This window comes from Stenotrophomonas sp. RG-453, assembly GCF_033843685.1.
Classification (GTDB): Bacteria; Pseudomonadota; Gammaproteobacteria; order Xanthomonadales; family Xanthomonadaceae; genus Stenotrophomonas; species Stenotrophomonas bentonitica_A.
In genome coordinates this window covers 131,117-146,815 of the sequence record NZ_JAMYED010000009.1, presented here as the reverse complement: position 1 = coordinate 146,815, position 15,699 = coordinate 131,117, and the positions used below count along the sequence as shown (strand labels likewise).

Annotated in this window: 17 protein-coding genes; 12 read left to right on the top strand and 5 right to left on the bottom strand. The window is 67.0% G+C overall.

Annotation, left to right across the window (positions count from 1 at the left end; translation table 11 throughout):
- The first annotated feature begins 97 nt into the window (after window positions 1-97).
- The gene (locus NJD74_RS17050) at window positions 98-367 is read left to right on the top strand and encodes a hypothetical protein (protein WP_083298829.1); all 270 of its coding nucleotides are present in this window, start codon (window positions 98-100) and stop codon (window positions 365-367) included.
- Window positions 368-386: 19 nt separating this feature from the next.
- On the opposite strand, the gene NJD74_RS17045 is transcribed toward NJD74_RS17050, so the two are convergent.
- A complete protein-coding gene (locus NJD74_RS17045; RefSeq protein WP_102789312.1) occupies window positions 387-1,754 on the bottom strand; it encodes a PLP-dependent aminotransferase family protein in 1,368 nt (455 codons plus the stop codon).
- 190 nt (window positions 1,755-1,944) lie between these two features.
- Here NJD74_RS17045 and cyoA point away from each other — a divergent pair, with 190 nt between their 5' ends.
- The 6 genes from cyoA to NJD74_RS17015 are packed head-to-tail and all read left to right on the top strand — an operon-like array spanning window position 1,945 to window position 6,931.
- Window positions 1,945-2,919 (top strand): ubiquinol oxidase subunit II, encoded by a 975-nt coding sequence (gene cyoA / locus NJD74_RS17040; RefSeq protein WP_102789311.1) that lies wholly within the window; start codon window positions 1,945-1,947, stop codon window positions 2,917-2,919.
- A 2-nt stretch (window positions 2,920-2,921) separates the two neighbouring features.
- The gene (gene cyoB / locus NJD74_RS17035; protein WP_102789310.1) at window positions 2,922-4,901 is read left to right on the top strand and encodes a cytochrome o ubiquinol oxidase subunit I; all 1,980 of its coding nucleotides are present in this window, start codon (window positions 2,922-2,924) and stop codon (window positions 4,899-4,901) included.
- Window positions 4,898-5,536, top strand: a complete 639-nt coding sequence (gene cyoC, locus NJD74_RS17030; RefSeq protein WP_102789309.1) for a cytochrome o ubiquinol oxidase subunit III — start codon at window positions 4,898-4,900, stop codon at window positions 5,534-5,536. The genes cyoB and cyoC overlap by 4 nt, the downstream gene beginning before the upstream one ends.
- The gene (cyoD, locus tag NJD74_RS17025; protein WP_070473928.1) at window positions 5,533-5,886 is read left to right on the top strand and encodes a cytochrome o ubiquinol oxidase subunit IV; all 354 of its coding nucleotides are present in this window, start codon (window positions 5,533-5,535) and stop codon (window positions 5,884-5,886) included. The genes cyoC and cyoD overlap by 4 nt, the downstream gene beginning before the upstream one ends.
- Window positions 5,883-6,365, top strand: a complete 483-nt coding sequence (locus NJD74_RS17020) for a copper chaperone PCu(A)C (RefSeq protein ID WP_070473930.1) — start codon at window positions 5,883-5,885, stop codon at window positions 6,363-6,365. Before cyoD ends, NJD74_RS17020 begins: the two co-directional genes overlap by 4 nt.
- Entirely contained in the window at window positions 6,362-6,931 is a 570-nt protein-coding gene (locus NJD74_RS17015) for an SCO family protein (protein WP_083298830.1), read from the top strand. The genes NJD74_RS17020 and NJD74_RS17015 overlap by 4 nt, the downstream gene beginning before the upstream one ends.
- 82 nt (window positions 6,932-7,013) lie before the next feature.
- On the opposite strand, the gene NJD74_RS17010 is transcribed toward NJD74_RS17015, so the two are convergent.
- Window positions 7,014-7,847: a class I SAM-dependent methyltransferase gene (locus NJD74_RS17010; RefSeq protein WP_070473932.1), complete on the bottom strand. Its 834-nt coding sequence runs from the start codon at window positions 7,845-7,847 to the stop codon at window positions 7,014-7,016.
- Window positions 7,848-7,932: 85 nt separating this feature from the next.
- Complete coding sequence (locus tag NJD74_RS17005) at window positions 7,933-9,273, bottom strand: Nramp family divalent metal transporter (protein ID WP_070474109.1); 1,341 nt, start codon at window positions 9,271-9,273, stop codon at window positions 7,933-7,935.
- 116 nt (window positions 9,274-9,389) lie between these two features.
- On the opposite strand from NJD74_RS17005, the gene NJD74_RS17000 reads away from it, so the two are divergent.
- Window positions 9,390-10,160: a hypothetical protein gene (locus NJD74_RS17000; RefSeq protein WP_319624648.1), complete on the top strand. Its 771-nt coding sequence runs from the start codon at window positions 9,390-9,392 to the stop codon at window positions 10,158-10,160.
- 51 nt (window positions 10,161-10,211) lie between these two features.
- The gene (locus NJD74_RS16995; RefSeq protein WP_070425246.1) at window positions 10,212-11,189 is read left to right on the top strand and encodes a zinc-binding dehydrogenase; all 978 of its coding nucleotides are present in this window, start codon (window positions 10,212-10,214) and stop codon (window positions 11,187-11,189) included.
- Window positions 11,190-11,349: 160 nt separating this feature from the next.
- Here the strand turns inward: NJD74_RS16995 and NJD74_RS16990 are convergent, their stop codons facing one another.
- Window positions 11,350-12,243 (bottom strand): LysR family transcriptional regulator, encoded by an 894-nt coding sequence (locus NJD74_RS16990; RefSeq protein WP_319624647.1) that lies wholly within the window; start codon window positions 12,241-12,243, stop codon window positions 11,350-11,352.
- A 203-nt stretch (window positions 12,244-12,446) separates the two neighbouring features.
- On the opposite strand from NJD74_RS16990, the gene NJD74_RS16985 reads away from it, so the two are divergent.
- The 3 genes from NJD74_RS16985 (at window position 12,447) to NJD74_RS16975 (ending at window position 14,638) form a co-directional block, all read left to right on the top strand.
- The gene (locus NJD74_RS16985; protein ID WP_319624646.1) at window positions 12,447-12,911 is read left to right on the top strand and encodes a cupin domain-containing protein; all 465 of its coding nucleotides are present in this window, start codon (window positions 12,447-12,449) and stop codon (window positions 12,909-12,911) included.
- A gap of 78 nt (window positions 12,912-12,989) precedes the next feature.
- Entirely contained in the window at window positions 12,990-13,646 is a 657-nt protein-coding gene (locus tag NJD74_RS16980) for an SDR family oxidoreductase (RefSeq protein ID WP_319624645.1), read from the top strand.
- A 65-nt stretch (window positions 13,647-13,711) separates the two neighbouring features.
- Entirely contained in the window at window positions 13,712-14,638 is a 927-nt protein-coding gene (locus tag NJD74_RS16975) for a M14 family metallocarboxypeptidase (protein WP_319624644.1), read from the top strand.
- On the opposite strand, the gene NJD74_RS16970 is transcribed toward NJD74_RS16975, so the two are convergent.
- Window positions 14,611-15,477, bottom strand: coding sequence for a LysR family transcriptional regulator (locus tag NJD74_RS16970; RefSeq protein ID WP_102789344.1), 867 nt, complete (start codon window positions 15,475-15,477; stop codon window positions 14,611-14,613). The two genes, NJD74_RS16975 and NJD74_RS16970, sit on opposite strands and share 28 nt — an antisense overlap.
- Window positions 15,478-15,699: the final 222 nt, after the last annotated feature.

Below are 15,699 nucleotides of genomic sequence, written 5' to 3'. Positions count from 1 at the left end.
GGCACTACCCGGTCCCCGGGCGGCGATTGCCGACGGGAAGGGGGCGGATCAAGGTATATTCCCCGGCCCCATTTCCATTGCCAGATATCGCCCCGCCATGAGCACGCCCCGCAAGCACTACAAACACCCCGCAGAATCCGAGATCGGCAACGGCACGATCTACCTCGAGGCGCAGGGCGATGTGATCGTGCGGCAGGTGGAAAGCTACCGCAGCGTGCTGGTCTGGGCGGACAAATCCGGGCAGGCCGATGAGCGCTTCCCGCTGTCCGATCAGCCGCTGTCCTGGCTGGATCTGGATTCGGATGACGCCATCACCGCCAGTCAGTTTGAAGCCGTCTGGAAGCAGGCCAAAGCCGTTTCCGGCTGAGCGTGCCGAAAGGCGGGCGTCACACCGTCCAGCCGGGGCTTTCCGCCGCCGCCACATGCATCAGCTGATCCAGCTGGCGCAGCGCCCGGTGCAGTTCCTGCCGGTTGGCGGCCGCGCCCAATGAAATCCGCACCGCATCGTTGATCGCCACCCCGTCGGGCGTGAACGCCGATGACGGTGCGATGCCCAGCCCCTGCAGGCGCGCGGCGTGGGTGAGGCTGGCATCGGTCCAGTGCGCGGGAAGACGGCACCAGGCGTGCACGCCCGCGCAATGCTGCAGGAACCGCGGCGACAACGCCGACCGCGCCAGATAGCGTCGTTCGGCCGCTTCGTCCTGCACCAGTTTCAGCATGGCCTGCGCGGAGCCATCCAGGATCAGCTGCGTCACCAGGGCGTTCATCAGCGGTGGCGCCATCAGGTTGACCGCGCGCAGGGCGTCGAGCACCGGTTGCCGGTCCATGCCGTCGGGCAGGCGCACGAAACCGGTGTGCAATCCCGGACTGAGGCACTTGGAGAGCGTGGAGATGTAGCAGGCCTGCTGCGGTGCCAGCAGCGCGAGCGGGGCAGGGGCGTCCTCCAGCAGCAGCCAGTAGGGGTCGTCTTCGATCAGCAGCAGGTGCTGGGCGCGGATCACCTCGGCCAGTGCCTCGCGGCGTGCCTGCGGCATCGTGTGGGCGGTGGGGTTCTGTGCGGTCGGGTTGAGATAGACCACGCGCGCGTCGCGTTCTTTCGCGATACGGGCCAGCGCGTCTGGACGCATGCCGTGCGCGTCGCACTCGACCACGTGCAGCCGCCGCTCCAGCACCCGCGCGGCGTGCAGCAGTCCCGGGTAGACCAGGGGCTCGCACAGGATCGTGTCGCCGGCGTCGGTCAACGCCAGCAGCAGGGCAGACAGCGCCGCCTGCGCGCCTTCCGTGACGACCAGCGTATCGGCATCGACCTTGCCGAGGATCGGTTTGAGCCAGTGCTGGGCCGCCCGGTGATCGGCGCGGCTGCCACCGCCCACGTGATACGTCATCAGATTGTCCGCATCACTGCGGGTGAGCACGGACGACAGGCCACGCCGCAACACGTCGGCGACCTGGCCGCCGCCGGGGCTGGGCGGCAGGTTCATGCTCAGGTCCACCAGCTGGGTGAGTTCCACCTGCGGCGGCGCGACGAACGACCCCAGCGGGCCACGGGCATCGATCAACCCGCGCTTGCGTGCCTCGGTGAAGGCACGGGTAATGGTGGTGAGGTCCACCTTCAGCTCGGTGGCCAGCGCGCGCTGCGCGGGCAGGCGCTGGCCGGGACGTAACGCACCGGACCACACCGCACGTTCCAGGGCCTGCACGATGCGCAGGTACACCGGCCCGTGGCCATCGGCGATGAGGGGGCTCCATTCCATGCGCGCATGGTACGCGCGGCCGGGAGTGCGGCTGCGACAGTGTGTCGCATCATGTATGGATCATGTCGTTGCCTAACGTACGCGGCTGCGGCGGGCACCCCCCATGCATATCGGTCATGCAGGGGGGTGTTCGCCACTTTTCATGATCCGGGCCGCCCGGCCCGGCACTGCGTTGGAAGGGCCGTCACGCATGAACCCCGCTACACACTCCGCTCGCCGCGCCACGCTGGCCGGTCGAGCCCGCGCCGGACGCTGGTTCGGCCTGGCAGCGCTGCTGCCGCTGCTCACAGGCTGCAAGAACCTGGAGCTGTTCAATCCCATGGGCAGCATCGCCGAGCAGGAAATGCAGCTGATCCTGGTCTGCACCGGCCTGATGCTGCTGGTGGTGATCCCGGTGATCATTCTGACGCTGTACTTCGCCTGGCACTACCGCGAGTCGAACAAGAAGGCGACCTACGCCCCCACGTGGTCCCACTCCACCGCGATCGAAGTGGTGGTGTGGACGATTCCGTGCCTGATCGTGGTGGTGCTCGGCGTGTTGATCTGGAAGAGCACCCACGCGCTGGATCCCTACCGCCCGATCGCGTCGGACACGCCCGCACTGCGCGTGGAAGTGGTCTCGCTCAATTGGAAGTGGTTGTTCATCTATCCGGACCACAACGTGGCCACGGTCAATGAACTGGTGATGCCGGTCGATACGCCGGTCGCCTTCAAGCTGACCTCCGAGTCGATGATGAATGCCTTCTTCGTGCCGCAACTGGGCAGCATGGTCTACACCATGCCCGCGATGCAGACCCGCCTGCACCTGATCGGGCACACGCCGGGCACCTATGCCGGGATGTCATCGGCCTACAGCGGCTCGGGCTTCTCGGACATGACGTTCGATGCGCGGGTGATGACCGAAGCGGACTTCGACCAGTGGCTGGCGCAGTCGCGTGGCACCGCCCAGCACCTGGACCAGGCCCGCCTGGCCGAACTGGAGAAGCCGACCCACGGTGCGCCGATGCAGCGCTTCGCCAGCGTGGATACCGGACTGTTCGACAGCATCCTGCGCCGTTACGGCGGCATGCCCGATGACGAGATCTGCCTGCCCGGCGAAGAACCCGGCGCGAAATCCCAACTCGTAAGCCTGGCCGCGTCTGCCAGCCGTACCGCGGAGAACTGATTGTGCTTGGAAAGCTGAACCTCGAAGCGATTCCCTACCACGACCCGATCATCATGTCGGCGCTGGTGGGCTCGCTGCTGCTGGGCGTGGCGATCGTCGCGGCCATCACGTATTACAAAAAGTGGGGCTATATCTGGACCGAGTGGATCACATCGGTGGACCACAAGAAGATTGGCGTGATGTACATCATCCTGGCCCTGGTCATGCTGGTGCGCGGCTTCGCCGATGCGCTGATGATGCGTGCCCAGCAGGCCATCGCCGCCAATGACAGTGCCGGCTACCTGCCGCCGGAGCACTACGACCAGATCTTCACCGCGCATGGCGTGATCATGATCTTCTTCGTGGCCACCCCGCTGATCGTGGGTCTGATGAACATCGTGGTGCCGCTGCAGATCGGCGCGCGCGACGTGGCCTTCCCGTTCGTCAACTCGCTCAGCTTCTGGCTGTCGGCCGTGGGTGCGGTGCTGGTGATGCTGTCGATGTTCGTCGGCGATTTCGCCGCGACCGGCTGGGTGGCGTATCCGCCGCTGTCCGGCATCGAGTACAGCCCCACGGTGGGCGTTGACTACTACATCTGGTCATTGCAGGTCTCGGGCATCGGCACCACGCTGACCGGCCTGAACTTCATCGTCACCATCCTCAAGATGCGTGCGCCGGGCATGGACCTGATGAAGATGCCGGTGTTCACCTGGACCGCGTTGATCACCAACATCCTGATCGTGGCGATCTTCCCGGTGCTGACCGCGACCCTGGCGCTGCTGACCATGGATCGCTATTTCGGGATGCATTTCTTCACCAATGACGCCGGCGGCAACGCCATGATGTACGTCAACCTGATCTGGATCTGGGGCCACCCGGAAGTCTACGTGCTGATCCTGCCGTGCTTCGGCGCGTTCTCGGAGATCATCGCCACGTTTTCGGGCAAGCCGCTGTTCGGCTACCGCTCGATGGTCTACGCCACCTCGTCGATCGGCATCCTGTCGTTCTTCGTGTGGCTGCACCACTTCTTCACCATGGGCTCGGGCGCCAACGTGAATGCCTTCTTCGGCATCATGACCTCCATCATCTCGATCCCCACCGGGGTGAAGCTGTTCAACTGGCTGTTCACCATGTACCGCGGGCGGATCCGCTACCACTCCTCGACGTTGTGGACGATCGGCTTCATGGTCACCTTCGCCCTGGGCGGCATGACCGGCGTGATGCTGGCGATCCCGGGCGCGGACTTCGTGCTGCACAACAGCCTGTTCCTGATCGCGCACTTCCATAACGTGATCATCGGTGGCGTGGTGTTCGGCTGCCTGGCCGGCATCAGTTTCTGGTTCCCCAAGGCCTTTGGCTTCACCCTCAACGAGCGCTGGGGCAAGATTTCGTTCTGGTGCTGGCTGGTCGGCTTCTACCTGGCCTTCATGCCGCTGTACGTGCTGGGCTTCAAGGGCATGACCCGCCGCATGAACCACTATGGCGTGGAGGGCTACCAGCCGTGGCTGATCGTGGCCGCCATTGGTGCGCTGGTGATCGCCGCCGGTATCGCCGCGATGTTCATCCAGTTCTATGTCAGCGTGCGTGACCGCAAGGCCAACATGGACCTCACCGGCGACCCGTGGAATGCGCGCAGCCTGGAGTGGGCGACGTCTTCGCCACCGCCGTTCTACAACTTCGCCAAGCTCCCCGCGATCACCTCGCTGGAGCAGCATTGGGACGACAAGCAGCACGGCCGTGCCTGGCAGCGCCAGGACACCTACGAGGACATTCACATGCCGCGCAATACCGCGTCGGGTGTGGTGATCTCGGTGTTCAGCCTGGTGTTGTGCTTCGCCCTGGTCTGGCACATGTGGGTGCTGGCCGGCATCGGCCTGATCGGGGTGATCGCGACTTTCGTGCTGCGTTCGTATGACCGTGACGTGGATTACTACGTGCCCGCCGCCGAGGTGAAGCGCATCGAAGACGCGCACTTCGCGCAGATGGAAGGAGCCAAGGCATGAGCGGGGATACCCTGACCGCTGCCACGCAGCACGGGCAGCTCGCGGCCGGTCACCACGACCACGCCCATGAGCACCACGACGACGGCAACAAGACCGTCGTCGGGTTCTGGATGTACCTGATGGGCGACTGCCTGATCTTCGCGGTGCTGTTCGCCACCTTTGGCGTGCTGCTCAACGGGACGGCCGATGGCCCCAGTGGCAAGGAACTGTTCAAGTTGGGCTTCGTGCTCTCCGAAACGGTGGTGCTGCTGCTCAGCAGCTTCACCTTCGGCCTGGCGATGCTCGGCATGCAGGCCGGCAAGCGCAACCAGGTGGTGGGCTGGCTGGCCGTGACCGGCGTGCTCGGTGCGGTCTTCATCGGCATGGAGCTGTATGAGTTCGCCGAGCTGATCCATGAAGGCGCCACCCCGGACGTGAGTGCATATCTGTCGGCGTACTTCACGTTGGTGGCCACCCACGGCCTGCACGTCACCTTCGGCCTGCTGTGGCTGGCGATCATGATCCACCAGGTGCTGAAGTTCGGCCTGGACGGCATCGTGCGTCGCCGCCTGGCCTGCCTGAGCCTGTTCTGGCACTTCCTGGATCTGATCTGGATCTGTGTGTTCACCTTCGTCTACCTGAGGGAGTTTGTATGAGCGCGAACGCGCCTGATGCCGATCACGGTGGCGGCCACGCCACCCTGACGGGCTACCTCCTCGGCCTGCTGCTGTGCCTGGTGCTCACCGGTGCCTCGTTCGGCGTGGTCATGACCGATCTGGTGCCGCAGCCGCTGCGCCTGACCGCCATCGTGGTGCTGTGCGTGGTGCAGCTGGTCGCCCAGCTGGTGCTGTTCCTGCATATCGGGGCAGGGCGCAGCCAGCGCGAGAACACCGGCATCTTCCTGTGCACCGCCTTCCTGATCGCCATCGTGGTGGCCGGTTCGCTGTGGGTGATGCACAACGCCAACCTCAACATGATGCCGATGCAGATGTCGGGCACGCCATGAGCCGCTCATCCTGCGCAACCCTGCTGGCCGGGCTGCTGCTCTCCTCTCCCGTGATGCCGGTGGTGGCTGCGGCCCCGCAGGCCCACACCGCGGCAACGGTGTCGGTCAGCGGTCCCTGGGTCCGCCTGCCACCGCCGGCGGCGAATGTCGCCGCCGGTTATGTGCTGCTGCATAACGGCGGCGCTGATGACCGGCTGCTGTCGGCCGCGTCCTCGATGTTCGCCGAGGTGCAGATCCATGCCATGCGCATGGACGGTGAAGTGATGCGCATGCAGGCGCTGCCCGATGGCCTGGCTTTGCCGGGGGGGCAGACCGTCGCGCTGGAGCCCGGCGGCTACCATCTGATGCTGCTCAAGCCGAAGCGGCCGTTGTCGGCCGGGCAGACGGTGCGGGTGAGGCTGCAGTTCGCCCGCAGTGCACCGCAGGTGGTGGAGTTCAGCGTGCGCGATGGCCTGGTGCTGCACGGAGCGGCGAAGTGAGGCGCTGGGTCGCGGCGGGCATCATGACGGTGGCGCTGCTGGGCGGTTGCGCCGATGATCAGGCACCGGTAATGGGCCAGGCGGCACTCGGCGCGGTCAAGCTGGAGAGCAGCGACGGCCGAACGCTTGCGATCCGCGACCTGCAGGGCACGCCGACGCTGCTGTTCTTCGGTTTCACCCACTGCCCCGAAGTATGTCCGCTGAGCCTGGTCAAGGCGGTGCAGATCAAGCGGCTGCTGGGCCCCGCGGCAGAGCAGCTGCAGGTGGCCTTCATCACCGTCGACCCGCAGCGCGATACGCCCGGGCACCTGCGCGAGTACCTGGCGGCCTTCGATACGACCTTCCTCGGCCTGGCCGGCGACGAGGCCGGTACCCGCGCCATCGCCGAGAGCCTGGGCGTGAGCTATCGGCGCGTCGGCGAAGGGGACAGGGCGACCTTCGAGCACACGGCCTCGTGGTTCCTGCTCGGTGCTGACGGCCAGCTGCAGGACGTCTACGGCTATGCAATGAGCGAACAGGATATCGTCGAGAAGCTGCGCGTTCGGCTGGCCGAGGCCGGCACGTAAGCGGGCTGCAGGCCACTCCCCACGCCGTCGCATGGCCATGGACCGTGCAGGCGCGCACCGCGCGGATGGATCCGCCCGGTGGTCACCACGCGCGGGCGCGCACGTCCCAGCAGGCCGCGGTGAAGGTTACGGACTCGCCGTCGACGAACGGCTCGAAGACATGCAGCACCTCCTCGAGCACCTTCGTTCGTACGTCCGCAGCTAGGTTGTTGTTGCGCAGTGCGCTCCCGACCGGTCCCAGCAGCGAGACGTACGTCGCCAGATCCGCTCGGTTGATCCGGCACACGACATCCAGCGGCAGCAGCTCGATATCCTCCCAGCCGCCGTCGCCCAGGATCTGCTCGACCCGGGCCTGATCGGCAAACGCAAACTGACCCGGTGCGCCGGGCTGGCGCGGTGGCAACGGCAGCCAGGGCGCCGCGGCGCGCTCGGCGGTGGTCATGAAGGCATTCTCGTCCGCCCCACGCCAGACCAGCGCCTGCAGCACCCCGCCGCGTCTGGCGGCGCGCTGCAGTTGGCCAAAGGCCTGCACCGGCTCATCGAAGAACATCACGCCGAAGCGCGACACGATCCGGTCCAGGCTCCCCGGGGCGAATGCGTGCTGCTGCGCGTCGGCGACGATGAACTCCACGGCCAGGCCGGCGCGCTGCGCGCGCACGCGCGCCAGGGCGATCATCGGGGCGGAGATGTCGACCCCGGTGACGTGTGCCTCCGGCCCCAGGCGCCCGGCCATGCCCAGCGCCACTGCGCCGGTGCCGCAGCCGACATCCAGCACCCGCAGATCGTCGCCCGGCGGGATCGCGGCCAGCAGATGGTCGGCCAGCGGCGCGAACATCTGGTCGAGAAGGCGCTGCGCGTCCACCCAGGCCTCACCGGCCGGGCCATTCCATAACGCGTGCTGCGAGGTATCGGTCATTGAACGGCTCGATCTGGGCGTGCCAGTGGTATGAAGAGAATGCACTGTGCCACCTCAACCAACGTTGAGGTCAAGTAGCCAGGCCTCAGCCCCGCCACACATCCACGAGCAGTTTCACGTTCAACACGATGATCAACCCGCCGATCAGCCACGACAGCACGATCAGCCAGCGTGGCGCCACCAGCGCCCCCATCTTGGCCTTGTCCGAGACGAACCGCACCAGCGGCACCACCGCGAACGGCAGCTGCATCGAGAGCAGCACCTGGCTCAACACCAGCAACCGTGCGGTGCCTTGCTCGCCATAGATGGCCGTGACCACCACCACCGGCACGATCGCGATGCCGCGGGTGATCAGCCGCCGCGCCCACGGGGCGATCCGCAGCCGCAGGAAACCTTCCATCACGATCTGGCCGGCCAGCGTCGCGGTCACGGTGGAGTTGATGCCCGAAGCGAGCAGGGCGACCGCGAACAACGTCGAGGCCAGGCCGACGCCCAGCATAGGCGCGAGCAGTTCGTAGGCCTGCTCGATCTCCTGCACATCGGTCCGGCCATGCGCATGGAACACCGCGGCCGCCAGGATCAGGATCGAGGCGTTGATGAACAACGCCAGCATCAGCGCGATGGTGCTGTCGGTCACCGCCCAGTGCAGCGCGCTGCGGCGACCGGCATCCGTGCGCGGGTAGGCGCGGGTCTGCACGATGGAGGAGTGCAGGTAGAGATTGTGCGGCATCACGGTGGCACCGATGATGCCGATCGCCAGGTACAGGGCCCTGGGATCGGTCACCACCTGCGCGTGCGGAATGAACCCGGCCAGCACCGCCTGCAGCGGCGGGGCGGCGATGAAGATCTGGATCGCAAAGCAACCGAAGATCACCAGCAGCAGCGCGATCACGAACGCCTCAAGGGCACGGAACCCACGGTTCATCAGCAGCAGCACCAGCACCACGTCCACCGCGGTGATGATCGCGCCGGCCAGCAGCGGGATCCCGAACAACAGCTTCAGCGCGATTGCCGTGCCGATGACTTCCGCCAGATCGCAGGCGATGATCGCGATCTCGCACAGCAGCCACAGGCCCAGGTTGACCGGCTTTGAATAGTGGTCGCGGCAGGCCTGCGCCAGATCGCGCCCGGTGGCGATGCCCAGGCGCGCCGAGAGCCCCTGCAGCACGATCGCCATCAGGTTGGAGAGCAGGATCACCGAGAGCAGCAGGTAACCGAACTGCGCACCGCCGGCGATGTCGGTGGCCCAGTTGCCCGGGTCCATGTAGCCGACCGAGATCATGTAGCCCGGGCCGAGGAAGGCCAGCAGCCGGAACCACCAGTGACCGCCACTCGGGACCGCGACGCTGGCGTTCATCTCGCCCAGGCTGGGCGTATGCCCGGCCGAGGACGGCCAGGCGGGGGCGTTTTCTGGGCGCCGTTGGATATCCACGGCCGCAATATAGCAGAGGCTATGTTAGTAAGGCTTTGCAATCCGTGGCCTCCCAACGCCTTAACCCTGAACCGCGTATCGTCACCGCTCTTTTCAGCTGGAGTGGATGCATGCGTTGGATCGTGTTGTTGGCCGCATTGGCCATGCCCGTGGTGGCGTGGTTCTCACAGACCGGCGCGTTCGGCCCGACCAACGGTGCAGTGTCCGACCAGTACCCGACCCTGCTGGTCGCGGCCGGTTATGCCTTCGCGATCTGGGGTCTGATCTTCCTGTGGGACGTGCTGTTCGGATTCTGGCAGCTGCGACTGCGCAAGCCGGACATCACCGGGGTGCGCCCGTGGGCGGCGGCCGGTTTCGCGTTGACCGCCGCCTGGATGCCCGTGTTTTCCAACCAGTGGTTCCTCCCGGCGCTGGCGATCATCTGGGCCGCCTTGCTCTGCGTGATCGTGGCCGCCTACCGCGCCTCGCCGGTCACCGCGCCGGGTGGCCAGCGTGCGTGGGCTGCCTATCCGTTGGCGCTGCATGCCGGTTGGTTGTCGCTGGCGGCCTTCCTCAATACCGCCCAGGTGATCGTCGCCCATGGCTGGCTGCCGACCGACAACATGCTCGGCTGGAGCCTGGTGCTGCTGGTGCTGGCCACGCTGCTGGTGCTGGTGGTCAACCAGCTGCTGCGCGGGCACTTCGCCTATCCGGCCGCCGTCATCTGGGCGCTGGCCGGGATGTACGTCAAGCAGTCCGGCTGGGATCTGCCGGGGGCCCACAACATCGCCATCCTGGCGCTGGTGCTGATCATCGTCGTGGTGATCCAGACCATCTGGCTGCGCGTGCGCGCCTGGCACCAGCCGCGCGCCATCGTCGCCGCCCATCGTCATCGCCGTTGATTCTTTCTGCAGGAGATACCCCATGAACATCGCAATGAAGGCGCGCGGCTGATGCGCGCTGCCATCCACACCACCTTCGGTGACCCGACCCAGGTCCTGCACGGCGGCGACGTGCCGCAGCCGGCCCCGGCGGCCGGCGAGGTGCGCATCCGCACCGTGCTGGCGCCCATCCACAACCATGACCTGTGGACCGTGCGCGGTCAGTACGGCTACAAGCCCGAGCTGCCCGCGGTCGGTGGCAGCGAAGGCACCGGCGTGATCGACGCGCTGGGCGAAGGCGTCGACGGCCTGAAGGTCGGCCAGCGCGTCAGCGCCGCGTCGGTGCACGGCACCTGGGCCGAGTACTTCATCGCGCCGGCGCGCATGGTCATTCCCATGCCCGACAGTATTGATGACAACGCGGCGGCACAGCTGATCGCCATGCCGCTCAGTGCCTTGATGCTGCTGGAGTTCCTGCAGGTGAAGCAAGGCCAGTGGATTCTCCAGAACGCGGCCAACGGCGCGGTCGGCAAGGCGCTGGCGATGCTGGCCAAGGCACGTGGCGTGCACTGCATCAACCTGGTGCGGCGCGACGCGGGCGTGACCGAGATGGCCGGACTCGGCATCGACCACACCATTTCCACCGCGCAGTCCGACTGGATGGCCCAGGTGCAGGCCACGGTCGGCAAGGCATCGATCGCCGCCGCCGTGGACTCGGTTGGCGGGCGCGCCAGCAGTGAGTTGATGACCCTGCTGGGCGATGGCGGCACGTTGGTGTCGTTCGGCTCGATGACCGGTGAGCCGATGCAGCTCAGCTCGGGCGATGTGATCTTCAAACAGGCCACGGTGAAGGGCTTCTGGGGCAGCAAGGTCAGCCAGGCGATGGCGCCGGAAGACAAGCGGCGCCTGGTCGGGGAGCTGCTGCAGCTGGCTGCGGGTGGCGGGCTGAGTCTGCCGGTGGACGGTGTGTTCGGTCTGGACGAGGTGGCCGACGCCGCCAAGGCCAGCCTGGAGCCAGGCCGTAACGGCAAGGTGCTGCTGCGCCCCTGAGAAGGACCGGTAGAGCCGACCGTTGGTCGGCTGCCCTTGACCGGGGCGCTGCGTCAGCCGACCAACGGTCGGCTCTACGTGGGATGTGGCGCCGCCTCAGCCGACCAACGGTCGGCTCTACGTGGGATGTGGCGCTGCGTCAGCCGACCAACGGTCGGCTCTACCTTTCTGCGCGCAATGCTTCGATCACCACGCGCATCGCGCTGGAGGATTGCCGGCGGCTGGGGTAGTAGGCGTAATAGCCGTCGAAGGGATCGCACCAGTCCGGCATGACACGCCGCAAGGCACCGGCGGCGATGTCCTCGTGCACCATGTCCTCGGGCAGATAGGCCAGTCCGGCACCGGCCAGGGCGGCGCGACGGATCGCGCTGCTGCCGTTGAAGGTCCATTGGCCGTCCACGCGCACGTTCACCTCCTCGCCGTCCTTTTCCAGGTCCCACACCATCAGCCCGCCGTGGGTTGGCAGGCGCATGCCGATGCAGTTGTGTGCGGCCAGATCGGCCGGCACCTGCGGCGCGGTATGCGTGGCGAAGTAGGCCGGGCTGGCCACGATCGCCATGCGCTGCGGCGGGCTGATCGGCACGGCGATCATGTCCTTGGCCACGCGCCCGCCCAGACGGATGCCGATGTCGTAGCGCTGGGCGACGATGTCGGCCAGGCCGTAGTCGATGGTGAGCTCCACACGCAGGTCGGGGTAGGCGGGCAGCACGGCCGACAGCCGCGGCCAGACGATCGTGTTGGCCGCATGTTCGGCGGTGGTGATGCGGATCGTGCCGGCCGGGCGGTCGCGGTACTCGCTGATCGCGGCCACTTCGGCCTCGATCTCCTGCATGCGCGGCGCGACGGTGTCGTACAGCCGCTCGCCAGCCTCGGTCATCGAGACGCTGCGCGTGGTCCGGGTCAGCAGGCGCACGCCCAGGCGCTCTTCCAGGCCGCGGACGGTGTGGCTCAGCGCAGACTGCGAGACGCCGAGCTGGGCGGCCGCGCGGGTGAAGCTGCGCTCGCGCGCGACAGTGACGAACACCTGCAGATCGTTGAAATTCTCGCGGGCCATGGAGCGGGGGCCGAGGGCGCATGGCAGTCATGCGCGCCCATGATGCGCGGGCCCGACTGATGAACTCAAGTAGCGTTGTTTACCCATTGATGAGGATCAGTCATGGCTGCATCCCGGTTGCGATGGGTAGTTCCCGCGCGGGGCCAGGCCTAGAGTGAGGGTCCCGGCGGCGTGCTCCGTCACTCCCCACAGGAGATCGCTTCATGGACCTGTTCACCGCCGCGCTGTCGCTTTCGATGGCCGCCACCGCGCCCGCCGAAGCGCCGCCCATCCGCATCGCCCGCGCCGGCAGCGCCGCCTCGGCGGCCGGCCCGGCCGATTACTTCACCGGCCGCGTCCGCATCGATGCGCCCTTCCAGGCCGATGCGCCGGCACGGGTCGGCGGAGCGACGGTCACCTTCGAGCCCGGTGCCCGCACCGCATGGCATACCCATCCGCTGGGCCAGACCCTGATCGTGACCGCAGGCGTGGGCAGCGTCCAGGAGTGGGGCAAGCCCGCGCGCGAGATCCGCCCGGGCGACATCGTCTGGATTCCACCGGGCGTCAAGCATTGGCACGGCGCGCAGGCCACCACGGCCATGACGCATATCGCGATCGCCGAAGCGGTGGACGGCTCGCCGGTGACGTGGATGGAGCAGGTCAGCGACGCGCAGTACAGCGGCGGCTGAACGTCGGCGCGCGATGGGGACGGTCGTGTCACATCCGCCTGCGTAGGCTTGCCGCTGGATCGAAACAGGAGAACCGTCTTGAGCACTGTCTTCATCGTCGGCGCGGCCGGCAAGGTGGGTCGTCATCTCGTCAAGCAGCTGGCTGAAAGAGAGCATCGCGTGCTCGCGCTGCATCGCCGTGCCGGGCAGGGCGATGAACTCAGCGCGCTGGGTGCCACGCCGGTCCCCGGCGACCTCACCGCCATCGACGTGGACACGCTCGCCCGCAGCATGGCGGGCAGCGATGTGGTGGTCTTCACCGCCGGTGCGGGCGGCGCAGGCGTGGACGTGACCAACGCCATCGACGGCCGCGGCCTGGAACTTGCCGTGGATGCCGCCCGGCAGGCGGGCGTGCGTCGTTTCCTGTTGGTCTCGGCATTCCCCGAAGCCGGCCGCAACAAGGCCATGGGCGAGGGCTTCGAGAATTACATGACGGTCAAGAAACGCGCCGACGTGTATCTTGCCGCGACCGATCTGGACTGGGTCATCCTTCGCCCGGGCACCTTGAAAGATACAGCAGGCACCGGCCGCGTCACCGCGGGACCGGCGATCGCCTACGGCGATATCCCGCGCGCCGATGTGGCCGCCACCCTGGTCGCGCTGCTGGAACAGCCGCAGCTGCGGCGGACGATCATCGAGCTGACCGAAGGCGACCAGCCTGTCGATGCAGCGATCGCGGCGCTCGCCCACGCGTAAGCGGGGCTGCCTGGTGCGGCAATGGTAAAATCGCGCTTCCACACCGCAACACAGACGAGCACGCCATGACCAACGCCTCCTTCTATCCCATCGGTACCCCTGGCCAGCCCTGGGGCGCTGAAGAGAAGGCGCAGTGGCGTGCCCGCCAGGTGCCGCAGCGGCGCTATGCCGATGACGTGCTGCCGGTGCTGGAGGCATTGCGCGGCCGCTTCGATGTCAGCCAGTACGGCACGTTGGATTACGCCCCGGACCAGTACCCGCTGTTCGCCGTGCGCAGCCGCGACTGGAACTCCGCGCTGCCGACGATGCTGGTCACCGGCGGCATCCACGGCTACGAAACCAGTGGCGTGCAGGGTGCCCTTCAGTTCCTGCAGACCCGCGCGGCCGAGTACGCCGGGCGCGCCAATCTGCTGGTGGTGCCCTGCGTCAGCCCGTGGGGCTATGAGCGCATCCAGCGCTGGAACGCCGAGGCGATCGATCCGAACCGCTCCTTCATGGTCAACAGCCCGGCGGCCGAAGCGGCCGCGCTGATTGCTCTCGTCGCGCCGCTGAAGGGCAGTATCGTGATGCATATCGACCTGCACGAAACCACGGACAGCGATGAAACCGAGTTCCGCCCGGCCCTGGCCGCGCGCGACGGCAAGCCGTTCGAGCCGGGTCTGATCCCGGATGGTTTCTATCTGGTCGATGACAGCGAGAACCCGCAGCCTGCGTTCCAGACCGCCGTCAACGCGGCCGTCGAACGGGTGACCCACATCGCCCCGGCTGACGACAAGGGCGAAATCATCGGCTCGCCGGTGGTCGCCCCCGGCGTGATCGAATATCCGCTGGAAAAGCTGGGTCTGTGCGCCAGTGTCAGCGGTGCGACCTTCACCACCACCACCGAGGTGTACCCGGACAGCCCGCGCGCCACCCCGCAGCAGTGCAACGATGCCCAGGTGGCGGCGATCTGCGCGGCGATCGATTACGCGTTGGCCGCCCCCAGGAACTGATCCAGCAACCACAGCGCGGCCGGCCCCAGCGGCGCGCCCTTGCGCCACACCGCATCGGTGGAAACCAGCCGTGGCCAGCCCGGCAGGGGCAGCTCCACCAGCATGCCCCGGCCGTAGCGCGTGACCAGCGCGCGCGGCAGTTCGGCCCAGCCGAAGCCGTCCTCGGCCATCTCCAGCACCATCAGGTAGTCCGAGGCGGACCACGTCCGCCCGCGTGCGTGGCCCTCACGGCAGGCGTCGCCGCTCAGGCAGATCTGGCGATGACCGGCCAGGTGCAATTCCTCCGGCGCGGCCACGGCGGCCAGCGGGTGAGCGGCGGCCACGAATACCGCCATCTCCGCACGCAGGGGCAGGGCGCGCACCGCCAGTTCGGACGGGTAGGCCGGCTGATGCGGCATCAGCCCGAGATGGGCACGGCCGCGCTGCACCACGTCCAGCACGTCACTGCCTTCGGCATCCAGCCATTCCAGTTCGATATCCGGAAAACGATGCTCGAACCGACGCAGAAGATGCTGATCCGGATTGAGCTGGTAGATGTCCGAGAACACCAGGGTCAGGCGCGGTTCGACCTCGTCGGCCAGGCGGATGCTGAGCTGCTCGAGGCGGTCGGCGGCGGCCAGGATTTCCTGCGCATGGCCGAGCACTTTGCGGCCGTCTTCGGTCAGCACCGGGTAACGACCACTGCGATCGAACAGGGTGAGGCCCAGATCCGCTTCCAGCGTGGCGATCGCGGTGCTGATGGTGGATTGGGTCTTCTTCAAACGGCGTGCGGCGGCGGAGAACGAGCCGAGGGCCGCGGCCTCGACGAACGCGTGCAGTGATTCGGGGCCGTAGCGCATGGATGTATCGCCTTTGTCGATGGATTCCATCTTGGGACTGATGGAAAAGACGATGATAATGGGCGCGTCGCTTGGGTGCCATTGACCGGCTGCCGTACCGACCAACGGTCGGTACCTACCGGACTGCATGCCCGGATTTACCGGACTGCGTGCCCGATTTACCGGGCCACGTGCCGACCCGGTGTCGGCAGCCATGTCACCCGGCCAGCAGCGACGCATGCG

What these genes read in the sequence shown, in the direction of transcription:
- NJD74_RS17050 (WP_083298829.1), top strand. Translation starts at nt 98, where the DNA reads ATGAGCACGCCCCGCAAGCACTACAAACACCCCGCAGAATCCGAGATC.
- NJD74_RS17045 (WP_102789312.1), bottom strand. Translation starts at nt 1,754, where the DNA reads ATGGAATGGAGCCCCCTCATCGCCGATGGCCACGGGCCGGTGTACCTG.
- cyoA (WP_102789311.1), top strand. Translation starts at nt 1,945, where the DNA reads ATGAACCCCGCTACACACTCCGCTCGCCGCGCCACGCTGGCCGGTCGA.
- cyoC (WP_102789309.1), top strand. Translation starts at nt 4,898, where the DNA reads ATGAGCGGGGATACCCTGACCGCTGCCACGCAGCACGGGCAGCTCGCG.
- cyoD (WP_070473928.1), top strand. Translation starts at nt 5,533, where the DNA reads ATGAGCGCGAACGCGCCTGATGCCGATCACGGTGGCGGCCACGCCACC.
- NJD74_RS17020 (WP_070473930.1), top strand. Translation starts at nt 5,883, where the DNA reads ATGAGCCGCTCATCCTGCGCAACCCTGCTGGCCGGGCTGCTGCTCTCC.
- NJD74_RS17010 (WP_070473932.1), bottom strand. Translation starts at nt 7,847, where the DNA reads ATGACCGATACCTCGCAGCACGCGTTATGGAATGGCCCGGCCGGTGAG.
- NJD74_RS17000 (WP_319624648.1), top strand. Translation starts at nt 9,390, where the DNA reads ATGCGTTGGATCGTGTTGTTGGCCGCATTGGCCATGCCCGTGGTGGCG.
- NJD74_RS16995 (WP_070425246.1), top strand. Translation starts at nt 10,212, where the DNA reads ATGCGCGCTGCCATCCACACCACCTTCGGTGACCCGACCCAGGTCCTG.
- NJD74_RS16990 (WP_319624647.1), bottom strand. Translation starts at nt 12,243, where the DNA reads ATGGCCCGCGAGAATTTCAACGATCTGCAGGTGTTCGTCACTGTCGCG.
- NJD74_RS16985 (WP_319624646.1), top strand. Translation starts at nt 12,447, where the DNA reads ATGGACCTGTTCACCGCCGCGCTGTCGCTTTCGATGGCCGCCACCGCG.
- NJD74_RS16975 (WP_319624644.1), top strand. Translation starts at nt 13,712, where the DNA reads ATGACCAACGCCTCCTTCTATCCCATCGGTACCCCTGGCCAGCCCTGG.
- NJD74_RS16970 (WP_102789344.1), bottom strand. Translation starts at nt 15,477, where the DNA reads ATGCGCTACGGCCCCGAATCACTGCACGCGTTCGTCGAGGCCGCGGCC.